Genomic DNA, 18,679 nt, shown 5'->3' with positions numbered 1-18,679 from the left:
GCGCTTCATCTCGCGGACCGTGTGCCGCCCCTGAGAACGGAGAAGCAGACATGGCCTCAGCTGTGGCGAAAGCGCCACCGCAGCCACCGCCCCGGCGCCGCATGCCGGGTGCGCACCGGCGCCGAACGGGAGCGACCCCGCGCCGTCTCCCGTATCTGCTGATCGCGCCGGCCGGACTCCTGATGGTGGGCTTCATCGCCTACCCCGTCATCAGCGTCTTCTACTACAGCCTGCGCCACCACAACCCGACCAAGCCCTGGCGCGACGGCTTCGCGGGCTTCGACAACTTCGTCACCGCGTTCACCGATGACCCGCAGTTCTGGCAGACGCTCGGCTTCAGCCTCCAGTGGGTCGTCGTCGAGGTCGTCCTGCAACTGCTCCTCGGCCTGGGGCTCGCACTGATCGTGAACCAGACGTTCATCGGCCGCGCGATGGCCCGCGCGATGGTCTTCTCGCCGTGGGCCGTCTCCGGCGTGCTCACCTCGACGATCTGGCTGCTGATCTTCAACTCGCAGACAGGCATCACCCGTTACCTCGCGGACATGGGCATCGGCTCGTACGGGACGTCCTGGCTCTCGGACACCAGCACCGTCTTCCCCGCCGTCGTCGTCGCCGAACTCTGGCGCGGCGTCCCCTTCTTCGCGATCCTCATCCTGGCCGACCTGCAGTCCGTCTCGAAGGACCTGTACGAGGCGGCGGAGGTGGACGGCGCGAGCCGCTTCCGGCAGTTCCTGCACATCACGCTGCCGCACCTCAAGGACGCGATCATCCTCTCCACGCTGCTGCGCGCGGTCTGGGAGTTCAACAACGTCGACCTGCTCTACACCCTCACCGGCGGCGGACCCGCGGGCGAGACGACGACCCTGCCGCTGCGCATCGCGTCCATCGCCGTCGACTCGCACGACTTCGGCTACGCCTCCGCGCTGACCTCCATCGCGTTCGTGATCCTCCTCTTCTGCTCGATGGTCTATCTGCGGCTGAGCAAGTTCGGAGGTCAGGACAAGTGACCACCACTCAGCACCTCGACAGGGAAAGCGCCATGGCGGACATCACCGCGACCGCCGAGCCCCGCGCCGGCGGCCCCCGCACACCGAAGCGGCGCCCCTGGGACGAGGCCCCCCGCTGGCAGATCTACCTGCCGCTCGGCCTCTACCTCCTCTTCACGCTCATCCCGTTCTACTGGATGCTGCTCTTCGCGATCCGCCCGGCGGGCTCGACCTCGCTGCTACCCTGGCCGATCACCTTCGAGCACTTCGACAAGGTGTGGACCGAGCGCAGCTTCGGCCTCTTCTTCCAGAACAGCCTGATCGTCGGCGTCCTTTCGATGCTGATGACCACGGTCGTCGCCCTGGCGGGCGGCTACGCCCTGGCCCGCTTCGACTTCAAGATCAAGCGCGGTTTCATGCTGGCGCTGCTGTGCTCGCAGTTCATCCCGGGCGCGCTGATGCTGGTGCCGCTCTTCCAGATCTTCGCCAACCTCCAGATGATCAACTCGCTCGGCAGCGTGATCATCGCCGAGGCCGTCTTCCAGCTGCCGCTCTCGATGATCCTGATCAGCGGATTCATCAAGAACGTGCCCTACTCCCTGGAGGAAGCCGCCTGGGTCGACGGCTGCGGACGCTTCCGCGCCTTCTGCGCCGTGGTCCTGCCGCTCCTTCGCCCCGGTCTGATCGCGGTCGGCTCCTTCGCCTTCGTGCACAGCTGGAACCACTTCCTGTTCGCCCTGATGTTCCTCTCCAACCAGGACAAGCAGACGATCCCGGTCGGTCTCGCCACCCTGATGGGCGCCGACAGCGTCGACCTCGGCGCGCTCGCGGCCGGCGGCGTCATCGCCGCCCTGCCCGTCGTGATCGTCTTCGCCTTCATCCAGAAGTGGCTGGTCACGGGGTTCAGCGCCGGGGCGGTGAAGGGATGAGCCCTGGCCCAGCCCCGAAGGCGCCCGGCGCCCCGCTTCCGCTGGTCCTCGCCGGGGCTCGCGGGCACGGCAGATGGCACCTGGAGAACATCCGGCGCCTCCAACAGGCGGGACTCGTACGCCTGGTGGGGATCTGCGAGCTCGCGCCGCTGACCGGTGCCGAACTTGACGGGCTCGGCGAGCCCGCGCAGTCCGCGGACTTCGCGGGACTGCTCGACGCCACCGGAGCCGCCGTCGCCGTCATCTGCACGCCCATCCCCACCCACGCCGACCTGGCCGTGGCCGCCGCCGAGCGAGGCGTGCACCTGCTCCTGGAGAAGCCGCCCGCCCCGTCGTACGCCGCGTTCCGGCGGATCACCGACGCGGTGGCCGCCGGGGGCGTGGTCTGCCAGGTCGGGTTCCAGTCGCTCGGCTCGCACGCCGTGCCCGCCATCCGCGCCCTGGTCGCCGATGGCGCGGTCGGGGAGCCGATGGGCGTCGGCGCGGCGGGAGCCTGGGCCCGCGACGAGGCGTACTACCGGCGCGCGCCCTGGGCGGGGCGGCGCCGCATGGACGGCGCGGACGTCCTGGACGGGGTCCTGACCAACCCCCTGGCCCACGCCGTCGCCACCGCCCTGGCGGTGGAGGGGTCCACGCGGGCCGAGGACATCGCACGGGTGGACACGGAGCTGTTCCGCGCCAACGCCATCGAGTCGGACGACACCTCCTTCGTGGGGATCAGCACCACGCGCGGCGGCCGCGTAGGCGTCGCCGCGACCCTCTGCGCCGAGCGTCCCGACGAGCCGTACGTCATCGTCCACGGCACCCGGGGCCGCATCACGTTCTGGTACAAGCAGGACCGGGTGCTCGTGCAGCGCGCCGGGCACGGGCCCGAGGAGGTCCTTCACGGGCGGACGGACCTCCTCGAAAACCTTGTCGGTCACCTCGCGGGCCGCGCCGAACTGCTGGTTCCACCGGCGTCGACGGGCGCCTTCATGAAGGTCGTCGAGGCGGTCCGCACGGCGCCCGATCCACTCCCCCTGCCGGCCGAGGCATGGCGCACGGTGCCCGGCGAGCACGAAGGCGTGCGGCGCCGGGTCGTGCACGGCATCGACGGACTTGTCGCGGCGAGCGCCGACACGTTGTGCGGCTTCGCCGAGCTCGGCACGTTCTGGGCGCTGCCCGACTCCCGTTCCGCCGCACGGCCGGTCGCTGCCGCCACCCCCGAGTCCCCCGCCTCCCCGTCACCCACCGCCGAAACCCCACCGAGGTGAGTACGCCATGAACAGAACCGCGAGTGACACCGCGCTCATGCTGCGCTGCTCGGGCCGCCCCGTCGGCCGCTACGTCATCCACCCCTCGGCGGGCCCGCGCCTTGCGCCCCGCCCCTATCTCCACCCCGTCCGCACCTTCGGCGGCCTCCCCGTCACCGAGTACGGTCCGGCCGACCACCCGCACCACCTCGGCGTGGGCGTCGCCGTGCCCGACGCCGCGGGCCGCAACTTCTGGGGCGGGCGCACCTACGTACGCGACCAGGGGCCCACCGAGCTCGACAACCACGGTGAACAGCGCCATCTGGAGTTCAAGCTGCGCGACCCCGACGGGTTCGTCGAGGAGATCGGCTGGCTCGACGGTGAGTGCGAGCTGCTGCGCGAGCGGCGCACCGTCGCCGTCACGCCCCTCACCCCGTCCGCCTGGGCCCTCGACTTCACGTTCTCCCTCACCAATCCGGCCGCGGCGGAGATCTCGATCGGCAGCCCCGCCACCAACGGCCGCCCCGGCGCCGCCTACGGGGGCTTCTTCTGGCGTGCCCCCAAGGAGACGCGGCCCCCCGAGGTGTTCACCGCGGACGCCGACGGCGAGGCCGCCGTGCACGGGGCGACGGCCGACTGGGTGGCACTCTCCGGTCAGGGCTGGACGCTCGTCTTCGCCGGGGCCACCCCCGAGACGCGGCGTGACCCGTGGTTCGTGCGGACCGCGGAGTATCCCGGCGTCGGCTCCTCGCTCGCGCACACCCGCCGCCTGCCGATCGGCCCCGGCGAGACCGTCGTACGCCGTGTCCTCACCGTCGTCTCCGACGGCCGCCCGAGCCGGACCGAGGCCGCGGGGCTCGTCCGCAAGGCGGTGACGGCGTGAACGCGCACCGGACGAGCGGCCCGGACAAGCCCGGTTCTCTCACCGGCCGCACGGGTGACCTCGGCGACGGGACCTACCGCAACCCCGTCCTCGCCGCCGACTGGTCGGACCCCGACGTCGTGCGGGTCGGCGACGACTTCTACCTCACCGCGTCCAGCTTCGGGCGCGCCCCGGGGCTGCCGCTCCTGCACTCCCACGACCTGGTGAACTGGACCCTGATCGGGCACGCCCTGGAGCACCTCGAACCCGCGGAGTCGTTCGCCGCGCCACGGCACGACTGCGGGGTGTGGGCGCCGTCGATCCGGCACCACGAGGGACGGTTCTGGATCTTCTGGGGTGACCCGGACCACGGCATCTTCCAGGTCAACTCGCCCGACATCCGCGGCCCTTGGAGCGCGCCGCACCTCGTCAAGGCGGGCAAGGGCCTCATCGACGCCTGCCCGTTGTGGGACGAGGAACGGGGCGAGGCCTATCTCGTGCACGCCTGGGCCAAGTCGCGCTCCGGGATCAAGAACCGGCTCACGGGCCACCGCATGAGCCCGGACGGTCGTGACCTCCTGGACGAGGGGCGGGTGTTGGTCGACGGGGACCGACTTCCCGGCTGGTTCACGCTGGAGGGACCCAAGCTGTATCGCCACGACGGCTCGTTCTGGATCTTCGCCCCCGCGGGCGGAGTGGAGACCGGCTGGCAGGGTGCTTTCCGCTCCCGGACCTTCCACGGCCCCTACGAGGAGCGGATCGTCCTGGAGCAGCGGGACACCGCCGTCAACGGCCCGCACCAGGGCGGCTGGGTGCGTACCCCGTCCGGTGCCGACTGGTTCCTGCACTTCCAGCAGCGCGGCGCGTACGGCAGGGTCGTCCACCTCCAGCCGATGGGCTGGGACCCCGACGGCTGGCCCGTGATCGGGGACGGCGGCGCCCCCGTCGCCGTGCACAAGAAGCCCGACCTGCCCGCGCAGCCCGTGTCCGCGCCCGCCACCGACGACGACTTCCCCGGCGGACGGCACGGCCGCCAGTGGCAGTGGTCCGCCAACCCCCTTGAGGGGTGGGCGACTTCGCATGGTTCGGACGGTCTGCGGCTGACCTGCGTCAGGTCCGCGGAAGCCGACGACCCGCGCCGTCTGCCCCACGTCCTGACCCAGCGCCTTCCGCTCACGCCGTGCTCCGTCGAGGTCGGGCTCCGACTCGACGGCTCCACGGCCGGCGCCAGGGCCGGGCTCACCGTGCTCGGTGACGCCTTCGGCTGGATCGGCCTCGAACGCGCCGATGACGGCACGGTCCGCCTCGTCCACCGGTTCGCGGAGCCGGTCGCGGAACGCGAGCGCGACGCCGAGTACCCGCGCCCCGCCCCCGACGGCACCGCCCGGTTGCGGATCGAGGTCACGGACGGCGCCCGCTGCCGCTTCCTCGCCGACACCGGCGACGGCTTCCGCCCCTCGGGCCAGGTCTTCGCCGCGACGCCATGGCGATGGGTGGGCGCCCTGCTCGGCCTGTTCGCCACGGCCCCCACGGGACGGAACGGGGCCGGGACAGCCCTGTTCACGCACTTCCGGATCACCAGCCACTGAATCCGGCCCGCACCCCCTGACCCCACATCACCTCGCACCACCCGTAATCCGACGAAGAGAGCCGACCATGAACCTCACCATCCGCGGAAACAGAAGCGGAAACAGAAGCAGAAGCCGTCGCGCGGTGGCCGCCGTCGCCTTCACCGCCGCGTTCGCGCTGACCGCCACCGCCTGCGGCGATGACGGCAGCGGGGCGGGCGGAGACAAGGGCAAGGAGGGCTCCGGCAAGGGCGAGATCACCTTCTGGGACAACAACGGCGGTGTCCGCACCGACGTCTGGAAGGAGATCATCAAGGACTTCGAGGCGAAGAACCCGGACATCAACGTCAAGTACGTACCGATCCCCGCCGAGAGCGTCCAGTCCAAGTACGACACCGCGATCCAGGGCGGCGGCCTGCCCGACGTCGGTGGCGTCGGTGCCGCGATGCTCGCCGGGATCTCCGCGCAGAATGCCCTGGAGCCGCTGGACGACCGGCTCAGCGGCAGCTCCCTGGAGGGCAAGCTCAACCCGGGCATGGTGGACAGCGTCCGGGCCGCGGGCGGCGGCAACCGGCTCTTCACGGTGCCGACGTCGGCGAGCAACGGCGTCCTGTACTACCGCACCGACCTGTTCAAGGCCGCGGGCCTGGACGCCCCCACCACCTGGAGCAAGTTCTACAAGGCGGCCGACAAGCTCACCGCCAAGGGCGAGAACAAGTTCGGGTACACCATCCGCGGCGGCGAGGGGTCCATCGCGCAGGCGCTCGACGCGGCCTACGGCCAGTCCGGCATCGGGTCGTTCTGGGACGGCGAGAAGACCACCGTCAACGACCCGAAGAACGTGAAGGCGCTGGAGAAGTACGTCGCGCTCTACAAGAAGAACACCCCCGAGGCCGACGTCAACAACGACTTCAAGAAGATGAACGCCCAGTGGGACACGGGCCAGATCGGCATGCTCAGCCACAACCTCGGCTCCTACACGGACCACGTGAAGGCGCTCGGTGAGGACAAGTTCCGCGGTCTGCCCAACCCGACGACCGACGCGGGCATCCGCGTCCAGGTCTCCAACCCGGTCGACGGGCTCGGCCTCTTCAAGTCGAGCAAGAAGAAGGCCGCCGCCTGGAAGTTCATCGAGTTCGCCGCCTCGCACGAGTCCAACAGCAAGTGGAACAAGTCGGCGGGCGCCATCCCCGCCAACGTCGCGGCCTCCAAGGACGCCTGGGTGAACGAGGCCGAGCCCACGAAGCTGGCCGCCGCCGCGCTCAACGACGGCTCCCTGAAGGTCGTGCAGCTGCCGTACTACCTGCCCGACTGGAACACCATCAGCAAGGCCGACAACGAGCCGAACTACCAGAAGGTCCTGCTCGGCAAGATGTCCGCGAAGGACTTCCTCGACACCCTCGCCGAGCAGCTCAACAAGGCTCAGGCCGAGTGGAACGAACAGAACAAGTGACAGCGCGCCCCACGCACGGCGTCGGCCGACGCCGTGCGGTCGCGGCCCTCGCGAGCCTCCCGCTCGCGGCGGCCGCGGCCCCGGCGGCATTCGCCCGCCCCGCCGGCACCACGCCCACACCCACGCTCTACATCGCCTCGGACTCCACCGCCGCACAGAAGTACGCGGACGCGGCGCCCGAGACCGGCTGGGGCATGGCCCTCCCCTTCTTCCTGCGAGACCGCCTGCGGGTCGCCAACCACGCGATGAACGGACGCAGTTCGAAGAGCTTCGTCGACGAGGGCCGGCTCGCGGTGATCCTGGAGACGATCAGACCCGGCGACCGCCTCCTCATCCAGTTCGCGCACAACGACGAGAAGAGCGCCGACCCGACGCGCTACACCGAGCCCTGGTCGACCTACCAGGACTACCTCAGGCAGTACGTCGACGGGGCGCGCTCCCGCGGCGCGCGGCCGGTGCTCGTGAGCGCCGTGGAGCGCAGGAAGTTCGACGCGGACGGCGTCACCCTGCCGACCCATGGCGAGTATCCGGCCGCGATGCGCGCGCTGGCCGCGGCCGAGGGGGTGCCGCTGCTCGACGTGCAGACCCAGTCCCTCGCGCTGTGGCAGAAGCTCGGCGCCGAGGCGACCAAGGCGTACTTCAACTGGACCGCCACCGAGCAGGACAACACGCACTTCAACCCGCCGGGCGCGATCGAAGTGGCCCGCCTGGTGGCGGCCGGGCTGCTGCACCACCAGGTGCTCACGCCGCGGGACGTGCGGCGGCTCGACGCCGCGATACCCCAATCCTGGATCACTTGGCCGGAAGGACCGTGACGATGAGGACCACAAGAACGACGAGATCGATTAGATCGACGAGATCGACGAGATCGACGACGAGCGTGACCGCACGCAGATCCCTCACAGCGCTCGCCGGGTGCACCGCCCTGGTGGTGGCGGTCACCAGTACCCCTGCCTCGGCCGCCGGCGCCCGGCACGACGTACTGCCGCCCCGCGACGGGTGGGCGTCGGCCGACGGCGGCACCACCGGCGGCGCCGGTGCCGACGCGGCGCACACCTACACCGTCACCACCTGGGAGGAGCTGCGGGCCGCGCTCGCGGACGACGCGGGCGCGCCCCGGGTCATCAAGGTCAAGGGCACCCTGAACGCGACGGCCGCGGGCTGCGCCGCGTTCGAGGCCGACGGCTACGACTTCGAGCGCTATCTCGCCGACTACGACCCCGCCGTGTGGGGACGCGACACGCCGGTCAGCGGCGCGCAGGAGGATCTGCGGGCGGCGTCGGCGACGCGGCAGGCCGCGGCGATCAAGGCGTACGTCCCGGCCGACACGACCATCGTGGGCGTCGGCAGGAACGCCGGGATCGTCGGCGGCAGCCTGCAGATCCAGGGCGTGGACAACGTCGTGGTCCGCAACCTCACCCTGGAGAGCCCGCTTGACTGCTTCCCGCAGTGGGACCCCACGGACGGGGACAGAGGAGCCTGGAACTCCGAGTACGACAGCATGGTCGTGTACGGCTCGACGCACGTGTGGGTGGATCACAACACGTTCACCGACGGCGAGCACCCCGACAGTTCGCTGCCGTCCTACTACGGCGAGATCTACCAGCAGCACGACGGCGAGCTCGACGTCGTGCGCGGCGCGGATCTGGTCACCGTCTCCTGGAACGTCTTCGCCGACCACGACAAGACCCTGATGATCGGCAACAGCGACAGCGCGGGCGCCACCGACCGCGGCAAGCTGCGGGTCACCCTGCACCACAACGTCTTCAGGGACATCGTCGAGCGTGCGCCGCGCGTGCGCTTCGGTCAGGTCGACGCCTACAACAACCACTACGTGGTCCCCGCCGACGGCTACCAGTACTCGTTCGGCATCGGCCAGGAGTCCCAACTCGTCGCCCAGAGGAACGCGTTCACGCTCCCGCGCGGGGTCAGCGCCGCGAAGATCCTCAAGAAGTGGAAGGAGGCGCCGGTCACCGCCGACGCCAACTACGTCAACGGCAAGCGCGTCGATCTCATCGCCGTACACAACGCGGAGCTCCCGGAGGAGACCCTCCAGTCGGGTGCGGGCTGGACGCCGACCCTCCGGACGCGGGTGGACGACCCGCGCAAGCTGCCGGGACTGCTGGCGCGTCACGCGGGCGCGGGCAAGCGCCGCTGAGCCACCGCCCTCCCGCTCACCTCCTCCCCTCCCCGCCACCTCCTCACTGACCGCAAGGCGAAGGAGCAGCCATGCCCTCGCACCACTCCCCCGTCCGCCTCAACTCCCCTGTCCGCAGGCGTGCGTTGCTCGCCGCGGGCGCGGGCGCCGGGGCCGCGCTCGCCCTCGGCCGGACGCCGTCCGCCCGCGCCGCGGAGCACCGCCCCACCCGCCGGACGCTGTACGTCGACCCGGCGGGCGGCGGCGACCACACCACGGTCCAGGCCGCGGTGGACGCCGCCTCCGGTCCCGGGTGGACCCTGGTCCTCGCCCCGGGCACGTACCGCGAGACGGTGAACGTTCCCGAGACGAGCACGGGACTCACTCTCGTCGGCGCGAGCGGCGACCCGCGCGACACGGTCATCGTGTACGCCAACGCGGCGGGCACCCCGAAGCCCGACGGGTCCGGCACCTACGGCACCAGCGGCTCGGCCACCACGACCGTGCGGGCCGCCGGTTTCACCGCCCGTGCGATCACGTTCGCCAACGACTGGCTGCGCGCCGACCACCCCGAGTACACGGGAACCCAGGCCGTCGCCCTCAAGGTCATGGGCGACCGCTCGGCGTTCTTCCGCTGCCGGTTCCTGGGCCACCAGGACACCCTCTACGCCGACACCGTGGACCTGGGCGCCTTCGCCCGCCAGTACTTCCGCGACTGCTACGTGGAGGGCGACGTCGACTTCGTCTTCGGCCGGGCCACCGCCGTCTTCGAGCGCTGCCACTTCCACACGCTCACCCGGATCGACCTGGCGGCGGCGCCGTACGGCTTCGTCTTCGCGCCGTCCACCGCCGTCGCCAATCCGCGCGGCTATCTCGTCACCCGGGGCCGGGTGACGAGCGGCGCACCGGACGCGTACTACAAGCTGGCCCGCCCCTGGGTCCCCAGCTCCGACACGACGGCCCGCCCCATGCTCACGGTGCGCGACACCCACCTGGGGCCCGGCATCGACGCGGTGGCCCCGTACGCGAACATGCGTGACGCCCATCCCTGGCAGGCCCAGCGGTTCGCGGAGTACCGCAACGTGGGGCCGGGAGCGGCCGTTGTGGTGCCGGAGAACCGGCCTCAACTCACCCGTCTCCAGGCTGAGTCCGCGACGCGTGGCGCTTACTTGGGGGACTGGACGCCGCGGCTCCGCGGAGGGTACTGACGGCACCGGGCCACCAGCGACCGGGAACGCGGTCGCTGGTGGCCCGGTGTGAGGGCTACTGGTAGCTGATGTCCGACGCGCTGTACTTGCAGTACGTCCCGTCGGGGCCGCTGCCCGTCTCCTTGGGCTCGTCGCCCGAACTGTTGCCGGTGTAGCGGATACAGGGCTTGATCTTCTTGCTGCTGTCCCCGTGGATGCGTATCTGGCGGAGGGTCGCCGTGTCGCCGTAGTTGGTGTTGATGCCGACCAGGGACTTGCCGGGCGCGGTGACGTCCACGTCGTTGACGGTGATCGTGCGCTTGTACTGCTTGGAGCAGTTGCCGCAGGAGCGCACCAGCTTGCCGAAGTCCGAGACCTGGAAGCCGCTGATGTTCAGCTTGCCCGCGCCGTTGAACTGGAGGACCTTGTCGTCGGCCTTCTTCGCGCCGCCGCCGGTGACGTTGTACGTCGAGCCGGACGACGTGCCCTTGAAGGTGGCCGCGTCCTCGCCGACGTCCTCCCACCACACGTTCTGGATGGTGCAGCTGCCCGAGCAGTGCACGCCGTCGGCGGCAGGCTTGCCGAGCACGACGTTCTTCAGCACCGCGCCGTCCTTCAGCTTGAAGATCGGGTCCTGGCCCTCCTCCTGGCCGTCGCCGCCGAGGTCTCCGCTGCCGTAGTGGCGCTGGAGTCCGCCGTCGTAGGTTCCGGACACCTCGATGGTCTTGGTGACGGGCTTGTCGCCGGTGGGGGTCGGCCAGGCGGCGGCCGTGGTGGCCGCTCCCGCCGGGGAGAGCAGCGCGCCGGCGCCGAGGGTGGCGCCGGTCAGCAGGAGCGCGCCGCCCGCCGCGCCCACGGCGCGGCGGCGGGTGAGGCGGCGCTTGCGGCTCTTGCGCAGTTCGGCTCGTTGCGTGGTCATGGGGACCGCTCTTTCGCTGGGGGGATGACCTTGCGTCTGCTGGTCTCCGCCCGGGTGCGGAAGGTTGCCGGGTGCGCGAGATTTCTTGTACGGGGCCTACGACGTGCGGGCGAAGTCGCCTCGTACCGCGGCCTGCTGGCCCGAAGCGGTCGCCTCCGCCGCGAAGGTGTCCTCGCCCGCGTCCCTGCCGCCTTCGGCGTGGTTGTACTGGCCCGCGAAGACGTGTTCGCCCGCCGGAACGGTCCGGCCCGCCTTCAGCGTCCAGCGGTAGACCAGCTCATCACCCTCCTCGCGCACGGAGACGGAGAAGTCGTCGGCGGGCAGAGAACGCCAGTTGCCCGTGTCGTTGACCCCGCCGGTCTGCGCGACACGCAGCTCGACGCTGAGCGCGGTGAGCGGTTTGCCGGTCTTGAAGGTGAGGGTGCTCTGCGCCCAGAAGTCGTTGCTCTGCGGGTCGACGGAGCCGTCGCTCCAGAGGTAACCGTCCTCGACGCCCTTGGCGTCCGGCGCCAGGCGCCGCGTGGAGGGCGGCGGGCCGGACTTCTTCGGCGGCCGTTTCGCGTCCGGGTCCTCGTCCTTGCCGGGCGTGCCCTTCGTGGCCTTGCCCGACGGCTGCGCGGGCTCCGCCGGTGCACTGGGCCCGGCGTTCTCGTCGTCCGGCCCGGAAGCGGAGGGGCTCGGCCCGGCCTGGGAATCGGGGGCGGCGGGCGTGCCCACGGTGCTCGGCGGCGGCTTCTCGCCCTGGACGACCGAGGCGACGGCGTATCCACCGAGCGCGAAGACCCCGGCCACGGCGGCGGTCGCGCCCGCGATCCGCAGCCAGGGGGCGGGCCGGCGCAGCCTGCCGCGGGAGGAGCCACCGAGGTCGGCGGAGTCCCGCTCCATGCCGCGCTCGACCCGGGCGAGCATCCGTTCCCTGTCGGGGCGGTGCTCGGCCGCGGCATCGCGCAGCTGATTGCGTACGTCGTCCATCACTGCCTCCCTCCCACGAGTTGCGACGCGGCCCGCTCGCCGAGAAGCCGTTGCAGCTCCGCCATCCCCTTGGACGTCTGGCTCTTCACCGTACCGACCGATATCCCGAGGGTGAGCGCGCAGTCCTTCTCCGACAGGTCGAAGGCGTGCCGCAGGACCACACAGGCCCGCTTACGGAACGGCAGCGTACGCAACGCCTCCTGGACGTCGACGACAGCGGGTACGTCCGGGTCGTCGACGCCCTCCGCGCGCTGCCCCCAGAACAAGGCCACCCGACGGCGCTCTCGCACGGCGCTGCGGATGCGGCTGCGGGCCATGTTGGCGACGACACCACGGGCGTACGCGGCCGGATGGTCGGCGGCCCTGACCCGGTCCCAGCGGTTCCAGAGCGCGACCAGGGCGTCGGCCGCCAGATCGTCCGCGGCGTCCTTCTCACCGGTCAGCATGTGTGCCAGGCGCGCGAGTTCGTTGTAGTGCCGCTCGAAGAAGTCGTGGAACTCCGCGGCGGCGGCGTCATCGACGGCTGTCCCCACGGGTGACCTCTTTCTGTGCTTGCGCGGCTCTGCCCGCGCGCTGGTGACCCCCGTACCGCCGAAGCGCGGTGCGCGAGCATAGCAACGTCCGTACGAAAGATCGAACAACGTCCGGAATCCCAGGCGGATCTGAGCCATGCGCCATTGGCCCGCAGGGTCCGGGGATCCGGGGGACGGAATCGTACGGGCGGCAACCTTCTGCTCGCCCCGCGGCGACTGAGTCGAGGCACTGTCCCTCTCCCCGCACTCCCCCGCAGGAGCCCCCGATGCCCGAGCACCCGTACACCGAACTGCGCCGCCGCCGAGGTCGAAGCCGAAGAGCACGCCGGGCCCGCGGCCGGGTCCTGGTCACCGCCGTCGTCGCGGGCGCACTCGCCGCCGGAGGGCTCATCGCCCTGTCGTCCACCTCGTCCGCGGCCACCACGCGCCAGGCCGAAGCCCTCGACCGTGGCGTGGTCAGCGTGCACACCGACGCCGGGAACCTGGTCAGCTGGCGCTGGCTCGGCACCGATGTCGACGACGTGGCCTTCAACGTCTACCGAGGTGGTGCGAAGGTCAACTCGTCCCCGGTCACCGGCTCGACGAACTACTTCCACGCGGGCGCACCCAACAGCGCCGACTACACGGTGCGCGCGGTGGTCGACGGCGCCGAGCAGGGCGACTCCGTGCACGCGGTGCAGTTCCGCGCCGGGTACAAGGACGTGCCGATCACGCCGCCGGCCGGGGGCACGACCCCGGACGGCGTGGCCTACACCTACGAGGCCAATGACGCGTCCGTGGGTGACCTCGACGGGGACGGCGCCCTTGACTTCGTACTGAAGTGGCAGCCCACCAACGCCAAGGACAACTCCCAGTCCGGCTACACCGGCAACACGATCATCGACGGTATCAAGCTGGACGGCAGCCGCCTGTGGCGGATCGACCTGGGCAGGAACATCCGCTCGGGCGCGCACTACACGCAGTTCCAGGTGTACGACTACGACGGTGACGGCAGGGCCGAGGTCGCCACGAAGACGGCGGACGGCACGAAGGACGGCGCGGGCAAGGTGATCGGCAGCGCGTCGGCCGACCACCGCAACTCCGGCGGCTACGTCCTGGCCGGGCCCGAGTACCTGACCATGTTCGACGGCCGCTCCGGCGCCGCGCTCGACACGGTCGACTACGTCCCCGCGCGGGGCAACGTCGCAAGCTGGGGCGACAGTTACGGCAACCGAGTGGACCGTTTCCTCGCCGGTACCGCCTACCTCGACGGCAGCAGGCCCTCACTGATCATGGCGCGCGGCTACTACACGCGTTCGGTCATCGCCGCCTGGGACTGGCGGAACGGGGCCTTCACCCGGCGCTGGACCTTCGACACCAACTCCTCGACGAACACCGGCAAGGGGTACGACGGCCAGGGCAACCACAGCCTGTCGGTGGCGGACGTCGACGCCGACGGCAAGGACGAGATCGTCTACGGCGCGATGACCGTCGACGACAACGGCAGCGGCCTGTGGACGACCAAGCTCGGGCACGGCGACGCCGGGCACGTCGGCGACCTCGACCCCTCACGCGCGGGCCTGGAGTACTTCAAGGTGTCCGAGGACAGCTCCAAGCCCGGCTCCTGGATGGCCGACGCCCGCACGGGGCAGCGCCTGTGGACCACTGCTTCGGGCTCCGACAACGGCCGGGGCGTGTCCGCCGACGTCTACGCCGGTTCGGCGGGCGCCGAGTCCTGGTCCGCGGCCGACAGCACCCTGCGCTCACCGTCCGGGGCGTCGGTCGGCCGCGAGCCGTCCAGCGTCAACTTCGTGAACTGGTGGGACGGCGACACCACCCGCGAACTCCTCGACGGCACCCGGATCGACAAGTACGGCACGGGCGGCGAGACCCGCCTCCTGACAGGGGCCTCGGTCGCGTCCAACAACGGCACGAAGGCGACCCCCGCGCTCTCCGGAGACATCCTCGGCGACTGGCGCGAGGAAGTCGTGTGGCGCACGTCGGACAACAAGGCGCTGCGGATCTACTCCACCCCGCACGAGACGAACACGAAGATCACCACACTGCTCCACGACATCCAGTACCACACGGCGCTCGCATGGCAGAACACCGCCTACAACCAACCCCCACACCCAAGCTTCTACATCGGCGCAGGCATGGCAAAGGCACCGCGCCCGGTGGTGTCCACTCCCTGAAGTGGAACAGCACGACGCCCCGCGGACATCACTACAGATGTCCGCGGGGCGCGCGTAGCAGAATGACCGTCACCTCACCCTCTCCGGTCGCGAGGGTCGCAACGGTGAGGAATGACGTCTTCGATGGAGATCGCCCTGTACCTCCCCGGCTCGGGGTCCCTCCCTCGCTGGGTACAGATCACGGTCGGCATCGTGGTCCTCGGCCTGATCGTCGCCCGGCTCTGGCTGCACTTCAGACGTCGGCGGTAGGCCGGCCGCGCCGGTTCCTGCTCGCTCGGGACCGGCCCCCGCGCCCGCCGTCAGCCCTTGGCTGGGGCCGGGCCCGAGCTGCTTCGTATCGTCAACTCCGGTGTCAGCAACGTTACTTCGGCCACGTCCTCGCCCTTCAGTTTCGCGACGACGCGCTCCACCGCGCGGCGTCCCATCTCCTGGGCGGGGATGGCCACGGAGGTGAGGCGCACCGAGGCCTGGGTGGCCACCTGGTCGGGGCAGACCGCGATGACGGAGACGTCTTCCGGTATGGCGCGGCCCTGCTGGCGCAGGAGGCTCAGGAGCGGTTCCACCGACGACTCGTTCTGCACGGCGAACCCGGTCGTGCCGGGGCGTTCGTCGAAGATGCGCGAGAGGGTCGCGGCGAGGGCGTCGTACGTCCCCTCGCAGGGCCGGTGCAGCACCCGAACGCCGAGCTCCCCGGCTCGCGCGCGCAGCCCCTCCAGGGTGCGCTCGGCGAACCCGGTGTGCCGCTCGTACACGGCGGGCGCCTCGCCGATCACGGCGATCTCCCGGTGGCCGAGCCCGGCGAGGTGCTCCACGCACCGGGCGCCGGTCGCCGTGAAGTCGAGGTCGACGCAGGTCAGGCCCGTGGGGTCGGCGGGGAGGCCGATGAGGACCGTGGGCCGGTCGGTCTCGCGGATCAGCGGAAGCCGCTCGTCGTGCAGCTCCACGTCCATGAGGATCATGGCGTCGGCGAGCGCGCTGCCCTCGATGCGGCGGACCGCCTCGGGGCCCTCCTCGCCGGTCAGGAGCAGCACGTCGTACCCGTGGGTGCGTGCGGTGGTGGCGACGGCGATGGCTATCTCCATCATCACCGGCACATACATGTCGGTGCGCAGCGGGACCATCAGCGCGATGATGTTGGACCGGCTGCTGGCCAGGGCGCGGGCACCGGCGTTCGGGTGGTAGCCGAGCTCGCGGATGGACCGCTCGACGCGGTCCTTGGTCGAGGCGGAGATGGACCGCTTGCCGCTGAGTACGTAGCTCACCGTGCTGGCCGATACTCCGGCGTGGTGGGCTACCTCGGCAAGGGTGACCATGCGGCTCTCCTGGGCAGGTCTGGAGGCGGGGGCGAAGCGCTTCGACTTGGGGCCTTCTTGACCTTAGAGGGACACCCAATGTGCTGTCCATAGATCTGTCGAAGCGCTTCGACTGGGCACTCAGCGCCGGGAGTTGTCCCCGTAAACGATGCCACGGCCGTTCGTGGCCACGTACACCCGCCCATAGATCCGGGGATCGCCGGTGATGGCCGCTCCGGTCCAGCCCCACAGACGGGTGTCGTCGTTGACACGCACCCAGCTCTTGCCCGCGTCGGTGGAGCGGAAGATGCCGCGCGCCCCGTCGATCTTCGCGCTGGTGAAGAGCGTCTGATGGTCAGAGCCCGGAGCGGCCTTGCCGAAGCCGATCGTGTCGGCCTCCTCGACGCCCTGGACGCGGGTGAAGCTCGCGCCGAAGTCCGTCGAGTGCCACAGGCCGTACGTCTCTCCGGCCTTGCCGCCCGCGAGCCAGATGTCCCCCGCCTCTCCCGGAACCGCCTTGAAACGCGCCGCCCCTTCGGCCGGAAGACCGGTGGACGCCTTCGCGGCGAAGGTCGCCCCGCCGTCCCTGCTGACGTAGAACGTGCCGGACTTGAAGCCGTAGAACGTCTTCGGGTCGGCCCGGTCGGACTCGACGACGGCGCCCTGCGGGATGCCGGTGGCCGCCGTCCACGAGGCGCCCCGGTCACCGCTGGTGTGCACGCCCGCGCCGTCCGGGCTCCACACGAAGCGGCTGCCGTCGGCCGACGCGGCGACCGTGCCGCCGCCGGAGACTCCCGAAGGCTCCTTGCCCGGCTTCCAGTTGGCTCCGTTGTCGCCGGAGAAGGCGATGCGCGGCCCGCTGTCGAGCTGACCGACACGCACCACGGTGTCCGGGTCGGACTCGGCGTGGTCGATGCTCGTGGTGGTGGTGAAGTTGGGCTCGGTGTACATCAGGGGCGGCACCTTGGTGACGTCCGTGTGCCGGAAGCCGCCGATGTCACCCAGCGCGCTGAGCAGGGGCGCTCCGGAGGCAGGCGCCGCGAGGTCGTTGACGGCGGTCTCCTCCAGGCCCTTCACCATCGGGGTGATGGTGAACTTGCCCCCGCTGTCCCATTGCCGGAGGTTCCTGGTGCCGTAGACGGTGGCCCCGGTGCCATACATCATCCGGTCGGAGTCGAAGGGGTCGATCTCCAGGGCCTCGGTCATCCAGCCCAGCTTCGGGCTCTGTTCGGGGGGCGCCGGGTTCGCGCCCCAGGACAGCCAGGGCACGGACGAGATGTCCATGGTGTAGCGGTTGGTGCGCTCGGGATAGGCGCCGTAGTTCCAGGCGCCGGTCCAGCTGCCGCCGCTGTCGGTGGAACGGAAGATCTGGGTGTCCGGGAACCAGGAGCTGTACCCGGTGACCATGACGGTGCCCGGACGCTGCCGGTCGACGCTCAGGCCGCTGTAGCCCCAGTAGGTGTCGGCGTCGGTGGCGGGGCTGATGTTCTTCCATGCACCGGTGCGGGTCGCGTACCGCCACACCTGGCCCTTGCCTCCGTCGTAGGGGCCGCCCTTGTCGCTGTAGGCGAGGTAGAGATAGCCGCTCTCGGCGTCGAGCACGCCCTTGTGGGCCAGGTACCCGGTGGGCTGGCCCGCGAGCCGGGACCAGGTGACGCCCGCGTCCGTCGTGCGGTAGACGGCGTTGTCCTTGTCGGCGACGCCCACGTACATGGTCTTGGTGCGCGCGCCGGGCGCGCCCGTGGACTCGTCGAAGGTGACCCAGGCGATGCCCTGGTTGTCGGAGGCGTAGCCGGTCGTATCCCCTGGATCCTGCCGGTAGTTGCCGGGGTTGGGGAACGCGGTCACCTCCGACCAGGTGGCCCCGGAGTCCGTGGAGCGCCACAGGCCGTGGCCGCTCGGCGCCCCCAGGTACAGCACGCGGTTGTCGTGCGGGTCGACGGCGAGGCGTTCACCCATGCCGCGGCCCGGCATGTTGCCGCCGAGCTTGAAGGGCAGGTCGGCCTTCTTCCAGGTCTTGCCCCGGTCGGCCGAGCGCATGACCGCGCCCTTTCCGGGGTCCCAGTCATTGGTGTACGTCCCGACGGCGGCGTACACCTTGTCCGGTTCGACGGTGTCGGACGCGAGACTGACGACTCCGGTGTGGCCCCAGTCGTCCCAGCCCACGGAGTCGAGCAGCGGGGTCCAGCTGCGGGTGGACTCCTGCCAGCGGTAGGCGCCGCCGATGTCGGTGCGCGCGTACGCGAGGTTCTTCTCGGCACGGTTGAAGACGATGCCGGGGACGAAGCCGCCGCCGTCGATGCGGACGTTCTTCCAGGTGTACGCGGCCCGGGGCTTCTCCTTGGCGTCGTCGGCCCCGGAGGACGGGGCGGCCGCGAGCAGCAGGCCCGGGATCAGGCCGAGGGCGGCGAGCAGTTTCCCGCCGCGCGTCATCC

At 70.8% G+C, this 18,679-nt stretch carries 17 protein-coding genes; 11 read left to right on the top strand and 6 right to left on the bottom strand.

From position 1 onward, the window contains the following. Positions 1–50: 50 nt before the first annotated feature. From ACWD02_RS14755 to ACWD02_RS14725, 7 genes are all read left to right on the top strand, one after another. The gene (locus tag ACWD02_RS14755) at positions 51–1,007 is read left to right on the top strand and encodes a carbohydrate ABC transporter permease (protein ID WP_451209475.1); all 957 of its coding nucleotides are present in this window, start codon (positions 51–53) and stop codon (positions 1,005–1,007) included. A gap of 32 nt (positions 1,008–1,039) precedes the next feature. Continuing rightward, a complete protein-coding gene (locus tag ACWD02_RS14750) occupies positions 1,040–1,915 on the top strand; it encodes a carbohydrate ABC transporter permease (protein ID WP_451210766.1) in 876 nt (291 codons plus the stop codon). Further along, positions 1,912–3,168: a Gfo/Idh/MocA family protein gene (locus tag ACWD02_RS14745; protein WP_451209472.1), complete on the top strand. Its 1,257-nt coding sequence runs from the start codon at positions 1,912–1,914 to the stop codon at positions 3,166–3,168. The genes ACWD02_RS14750 and ACWD02_RS14745 overlap by 4 nt, the downstream gene beginning before the upstream one ends. 7 nt (positions 3,169–3,175) lie before the next feature. Next, the gene (locus tag ACWD02_RS14740; RefSeq protein ID WP_451209469.1) at positions 3,176–4,030 is read left to right on the top strand and encodes a DUF6807 domain-containing protein; all 855 of its coding nucleotides are present in this window, start codon (positions 3,176–3,178) and stop codon (positions 4,028–4,030) included. Continuing rightward, on the top strand, positions 4,027–5,598 hold the full coding sequence (locus tag ACWD02_RS14735; protein WP_451209466.1) for a family 43 glycosylhydrolase: 1,572 nt from the start codon (positions 4,027–4,029) through the stop codon (positions 5,596–5,598). Before ACWD02_RS14740 ends, ACWD02_RS14735 begins: the two co-directional genes overlap by 4 nt. 67 nt (positions 5,599–5,665) lie before the next feature. After that, on the top strand, positions 5,666–7,030 hold the full coding sequence (locus tag ACWD02_RS14730; protein ID WP_451209463.1) for an ABC transporter substrate-binding protein: 1,365 nt from the start codon (positions 5,666–5,668) through the stop codon (positions 7,028–7,030). After that, on the top strand, positions 7,027–7,845 hold the full coding sequence (locus ACWD02_RS14725) for a rhamnogalacturonan acetylesterase (protein WP_451209460.1): 819 nt from the start codon (positions 7,027–7,029) through the stop codon (positions 7,843–7,845). The genes ACWD02_RS14730 and ACWD02_RS14725 overlap by 4 nt, the downstream gene beginning before the upstream one ends. Here the strand turns inward: ACWD02_RS14725 and ACWD02_RS14720 are convergent. After that, entirely contained in the window at positions 7,823–7,972 is a 150-nt protein-coding gene (locus ACWD02_RS14720; RefSeq protein WP_451209457.1) for a hypothetical protein, read from the bottom strand. The genes ACWD02_RS14725 and ACWD02_RS14720 overlap by 23 nt on opposite strands. On the opposite strand from ACWD02_RS14720, the gene ACWD02_RS14715 reads away from it, so the two are divergent. Both ACWD02_RS14715 and ACWD02_RS14710 read left to right on the top strand, forming a co-directional pair. Beyond that, the gene (locus tag ACWD02_RS14715) at positions 7,962–9,188 is read left to right on the top strand and encodes a pectate lyase family protein (RefSeq protein WP_451209454.1); all 1,227 of its coding nucleotides are present in this window, start codon (positions 7,962–7,964) and stop codon (positions 9,186–9,188) included. The two genes, ACWD02_RS14720 and ACWD02_RS14715, sit on opposite strands and share 11 nt — an antisense overlap. Positions 9,189–9,259: 71 nt before the next feature. Next, positions 9,260–10,375, top strand: coding sequence for a pectinesterase family protein (locus ACWD02_RS14710; protein ID WP_451209451.1), 1,116 nt, complete (start codon positions 9,260–9,262; stop codon positions 10,373–10,375). Between the two features lie 55 nt (positions 10,376–10,430). On the opposite strand, the gene ACWD02_RS14705 is transcribed toward ACWD02_RS14710, so the two are convergent. The 3 genes from ACWD02_RS14705 to ACWD02_RS14695 all read right to left on the bottom strand — a co-directional run bounded on the left by ACWD02_RS14705 (position 10,431) and on the right by ACWD02_RS14695 (position 12,778). Next, positions 10,431–11,273 (bottom strand): pectate lyase, encoded by an 843-nt coding sequence (locus tag ACWD02_RS14705; protein WP_451209449.1) that lies wholly within the window; start codon positions 11,271–11,273, stop codon positions 10,431–10,433. 96 nt (positions 11,274–11,369) lie between these two features. Continuing rightward, positions 11,370–12,245, bottom strand: a complete 876-nt coding sequence (locus ACWD02_RS14700) for a hypothetical protein (RefSeq protein WP_451209446.1) — start codon at positions 12,243–12,245, stop codon at positions 11,370–11,372. Beyond that, positions 12,245–12,778: a SigE family RNA polymerase sigma factor gene (locus ACWD02_RS14695; RefSeq protein WP_363206360.1), complete on the bottom strand. Its 534-nt coding sequence runs from the start codon at positions 12,776–12,778 to the stop codon at positions 12,245–12,247. Before ACWD02_RS14695 ends, ACWD02_RS14700 begins: the two co-directional genes overlap by 1 nt. 266 nt (positions 12,779–13,044) lie before the next feature. On the opposite strand from ACWD02_RS14695, the gene ACWD02_RS14690 reads away from it, so the two are divergent. Further along, entirely contained in the window at positions 13,045–14,952 is a 1,908-nt protein-coding gene (locus ACWD02_RS14690) for a rhamnogalacturonan lyase (protein WP_451209443.1), read from the top strand. 123 nt (positions 14,953–15,075) lie between these two features. Next, positions 15,076–15,201, top strand: a complete 126-nt coding sequence (locus tag ACWD02_RS14685; RefSeq protein WP_451209441.1) for a hypothetical protein — start codon at positions 15,076–15,078, stop codon at positions 15,199–15,201. Between the two features lie 50 nt (positions 15,202–15,251). On the opposite strand, the gene ACWD02_RS14680 is transcribed toward ACWD02_RS14685, so the two are convergent. Together ACWD02_RS14680 and ACWD02_RS14675 are read right to left on the bottom strand one after the other, a co-directional pair. After that, a complete protein-coding gene (locus tag ACWD02_RS14680; protein ID WP_451209438.1) occupies positions 15,252–16,265 on the bottom strand; it encodes a LacI family DNA-binding transcriptional regulator in 1,014 nt (337 codons plus the stop codon). 120 nt (positions 16,266–16,385) lie between these two features. Then, positions 16,386–18,677 carry a xyloglucanase gene (locus ACWD02_RS14675; protein ID WP_451209435.1) on the bottom strand — a complete coding sequence of 764 codons (2,292 nt, stop codon included), beginning with the start codon at positions 18,675–18,677 and terminating at the stop codon, positions 16,386–16,388. Positions 18,678–18,679: the final 2 nt, after the last annotated feature.

The sequence above is a fragment of the Streptomyces sp. NPDC002853 genome (assembly GCF_053591915.1).
Note: the sequence above shows the minus strand (reverse complement) of the source record. Positions and strands in the feature narration are given on the sequence as shown.

Excerpts from the sequence above, each read along its gene's own strand:
- ACWD02_RS14755 (WP_451209475.1), top strand. The coding sequence starts at position 51 with ATGGCCTCAGCTGTGGCGAAAGCGCCACCGCAGCCACCGCCCCGGCGC.
- ACWD02_RS14750 (WP_451210766.1), top strand. The coding sequence starts at position 1,040 with ATGGCGGACATCACCGCGACCGCCGAGCCCCGCGCCGGCGGCCCCCGC.
- ACWD02_RS14745 (WP_451209472.1), top strand. The coding sequence starts at position 1,912 with ATGAGCCCTGGCCCAGCCCCGAAGGCGCCCGGCGCCCCGCTTCCGCTG.
- ACWD02_RS14740 (WP_451209469.1), top strand. The coding sequence starts at position 3,176 with ATGAACAGAACCGCGAGTGACACCGCGCTCATGCTGCGCTGCTCGGGC.
- ACWD02_RS14730 (WP_451209463.1), top strand. The coding sequence starts at position 5,666 with ATGAACCTCACCATCCGCGGAAACAGAAGCGGAAACAGAAGCAGAAGC.
- ACWD02_RS14710 (WP_451209451.1), top strand. The coding sequence starts at position 9,260 with ATGCCCTCGCACCACTCCCCCGTCCGCCTCAACTCCCCTGTCCGCAGG.
- ACWD02_RS14705 (WP_451209449.1), bottom strand. The coding sequence starts at position 11,273 with ATGACCACGCAACGAGCCGAACTGCGCAAGAGCCGCAAGCGCCGCCTC.
- ACWD02_RS14700 (WP_451209446.1), bottom strand. The coding sequence starts at position 12,245 with ATGGACGACGTACGCAATCAGCTGCGCGATGCCGCGGCCGAGCACCGC.
- ACWD02_RS14690 (WP_451209443.1), top strand. The coding sequence starts at position 13,045 with ATGCCCGAGCACCCGTACACCGAACTGCGCCGCCGCCGAGGTCGAAGC.
- ACWD02_RS14685 (WP_451209441.1), top strand. The coding sequence starts at position 15,076 with ATGGAGATCGCCCTGTACCTCCCCGGCTCGGGGTCCCTCCCTCGCTGG.
- ACWD02_RS14680 (WP_451209438.1), bottom strand. The coding sequence starts at position 16,265 with ATGGTCACCCTTGCCGAGGTAGCCCACCACGCCGGAGTATCGGCCAGC.
- ACWD02_RS14675 (WP_451209435.1), bottom strand. The coding sequence starts at position 18,677 with ATGACGCGCGGCGGGAAACTGCTCGCCGCCCTCGGCCTGATCCCGGGC.